The 2868-nt window shown below is 37.8% G+C and carries 3 protein-coding genes and 1 pseudogene; 3 read left to right on the top strand and 1 reads right to left on the bottom strand.

Features of this window, described 5'->3' with window-relative positions; all coding sequences use genetic code 11:
• Positions 1-369 precede the first annotated feature (369 nt).
• The 3 genes and pseudogenes from rpmF (at position 370) to WGMM_RS03430 (ending at position 2591) form a co-directional block, all read left to right on the top strand.
• The gene (gene rpmF, locus WGMM_RS03420; protein ID WP_038250161.1) at positions 370-552 is read left to right on the top strand and encodes a 50S ribosomal protein L32; all 183 of its coding nucleotides are present in this window, start codon (positions 370-372) and stop codon (positions 550-552) included.
• Positions 553-562: 10 nt separating this feature from the next.
• Positions 563-1600, top strand: a complete 1038-nt coding sequence (plsX, locus tag WGMM_RS03425) for a phosphate acyltransferase PlsX (RefSeq protein ID WP_038250142.1) — start codon at positions 563-565, stop codon at positions 1598-1600.
• Positions 1593-2591, top strand: a pseudogene (locus WGMM_RS03430) (beta-ketoacyl-ACP synthase III). Before plsX ends, WGMM_RS03430 begins: the two are co-directional and overlap by 8 nt.
• 20 nt (positions 2592-2611) lie before the next feature.
• Here the strand turns inward: WGMM_RS03430 and WGMM_RS07120 are convergent.
• Complete coding sequence (locus tag WGMM_RS07120) at positions 2612-2734, bottom strand: hypothetical protein (RefSeq protein ID WP_255317430.1); 123 nt, start codon at positions 2732-2734, stop codon at positions 2612-2614.
• Between the last annotated feature and the right edge of the window lie 134 nt (positions 2735-2868).

Genomic DNA, 2868 nt, shown 5'->3' on the forward strand with positions numbered 1-2868 from the left:
GGGCCACCAGTGGGCCAATGCCTAGACACTGGTTCTATGCAACTTAATTAAAAACGTTCGTTTTAGCATAAGACAACTACCTTTAGCTCATCAGCTCAGTTATAAGCAAAATTTCTGGATTCCAGACTGGAATGACATCATCTGTTGTGCAATTTACCTTCAAAAATGAATGTTCGTACAGCTATGGATTCATTCGCGGTATAGATTCCGCTAACGAGTAGCGGAATGACGGTTTTTCAAATTGTAGAGCCACTTTAGCTATAGAACTCAATTACATAAGCAAACCTTACTTATTTTACTATCCCTGTTTACTTCCTGTAAAAAATATGTTACTAATGTATTGTATTTTGTAGTAGAATGGAGGAAATTTTGGCAGTTCCAAAAAGAAAAAAGTCAAAGTCAAGGCGTAGTATGCATCGTTCTCATCATGCTATTGAGCCTAAGAATGTTGTGGTATGTTCAACAACTGGGGAATTCATGTTGCCTCATAACGTAGCAGTTGATGGCAGTTACAAAGGAAAACGGGTTTTCATCAAGCAACAGGCGGAGTGACTATTATGATATGTTACCTACGGTCAATAATAATATAGTTATTGCACTTGACGCTATGGGGGGCGATTTTGCGCCTCTTTCCGTAATTCAGGGTGCTGGTTTTTTTTTAGACAACCTTGTTGACCCAGGCATTAAAGTTTTTTTTCATCTTTATGGAGATAAGGAAGAAGTATCTCCTTTGCTTTTGAAATATAAAAAAGTAAGTAACAATTCTGAATTTACTCATTGTTCTGACAATGTCCTTGCAAATGATAAGCCATCTTTTGCGCTGAGACACCGTAAAGACTCAAGTATGAAAGCTGCCATTGAGGCAGTAAAAAAAGGTAAAGCTTTCGGAGTGATGTCTTCAGGCAACACCGGAGCATTGATGGCAATTTCCAGATTTATTTTAGGAACATTACCAAACATTTATCGTCCTGCTATTGCCTCTATCTGTCCAACTAAGACAAAAAGCTTCGCTTTGCTTGACCTTGGTGCAAATGTTGATTGTAATGCCGACTCATTATTTCAATTTGCGTTAGTGGGTAGTATATTTGCAAAAATAGCATTAAAAATTGACAATCCTGAAGTTGCTTTGCTAAATATCGGCACAGAAGAAGTTAAAGGTAATGACTCAGTGCGCGGCGCTTTTGAGTTGCTTAAAAACGCTCCAGGCATTAATTTCAAAGGGTATATAGAGGCAAGTGAATTTTTAGAGGGTAATATAGATGTGATTGTTGCTGATGGTTTTGTTGGCAATGTAATGCTCAAAACGGCTGAGGCAACCGCTAGTACCTTTATCAATCTAATAAAGCAGGAAGTATTCAATTCGTGGATAGCGAAAATGCTTGTTGGTATATTGTTAAAATCCAAACTAAATAAAGCTTTAACGCGTTTTAATCCAAAAATTAGAAGTGGAGCTATGTTTTTAGGGCTGAATGGTATCATCATTAAAAGTCATGGAAATTCTGATGCTATTTCTTTTGCCCATGCCATAAAATTTGCAGTAAATGCAATTAGTGAAAATTTAAATCAAAAGATAATTAACGGGGTAAGTCATATTGAATAAAAGTTTCATATTAAGCACTGGATTTTACCTACCAAGAAAAATGGTGAGTAACAACGAAATTGCATCGATAGTTGAGACGAGCGATGAATGGATAAGGCAGAGAACAGGAATAGTTCAAAGGCATATAGCAGATGAAGGAGAACTAACGTCAGATCTAGCTGTAAATGCAGCAAAAAGTGTTATAGAAAAAGCTAAAATTTCAGTAGATGAAATTGACTTGATTATAGTTGCTACAACAACTCCTGATAAAACTTTTCCTAGCTGTGCAACGATTGTACAAAGCAAGCTAAAATGTAAAAACGCATTTGCTTTTGATGTACAAGCAGCATGCTCTGGTTTTATATATGCAGTTACAGTTGCTGATTCGCTCATAAAATCTAACAATAGAATTAAATATGCATTGGTTATAGGTGCTGAAATAATGTCTAGGATTGTTGATTGGGAAAATAGGTCAACTTGTGTACTCTTTGGTGATGGTGCTGGTGCAGTAATAATGAAATCAGCATGTCATTTTAACGTCATTCCAACAAATGATGCTGATACTTGGGTGGCAGAGAAGGGGGTTACAAAAGGTATGATTTCAACTAGCCTATATTCTGATGGCAATGTGGATATACTATGTACGAACGAAGAGATATCCTCAACTGGTGATTCTGGAAAAATATGCATGAATGGAAGAGAAGTGTTTAAACATGCAATGGATAAGTTAACAGCCTCAGTAGAGGAAACTCTGAAATGTAATAATTTGAAAATCACTGATATTGACTGGTTAATTCCCCATCAAGCAAACATTCGTATTATTGAAGCAGTAGTAAAGAAATTAGATTTTCCTATAGAGAAAGTGATTAATACCGTTGATAAGCATGCAAACACCTCAGCGGCATAAATTCCACTGGCCTTAGACTATGCAAAAATAAAATCAGGAAATCTGGTACTGCTGATTTCAATAGGTGCAGGCCTGACCTGGGGTTCCGTGTTGCTGCACTATTAGACTTCCTGCATTACCTCCTGTCATCCAAGTACCCTCTTTGTCATTCCAGTGCCTCTTTCTCCTGTCATCCCAGTGCCCCCTTTTGTCATCCCAGTAGCCCCTTCGGTATCATTCCAGTCTGGAATCCAGTTCTTATTGTACATTCACCTGGTGTAAAGTTAAGTTTCCTGGATCCCAGTGTCAGCTACTCGGATGACAAAAAAAGGAGCACTGGAATGACAGCAGTCCTATGTCCCGCTAACAAGCAGCGGGATGACGGTTGTCGTTTAGCCACAAA

It is taken from the genome of Wolbachia endosymbiont of Glossina morsitans morsitans (assembly GCF_000689175.1).
GTDB classification, from domain to species: domain Bacteria; phylum Pseudomonadota; class Alphaproteobacteria; order Rickettsiales; family Anaplasmataceae; genus Wolbachia; species Wolbachia pipientis.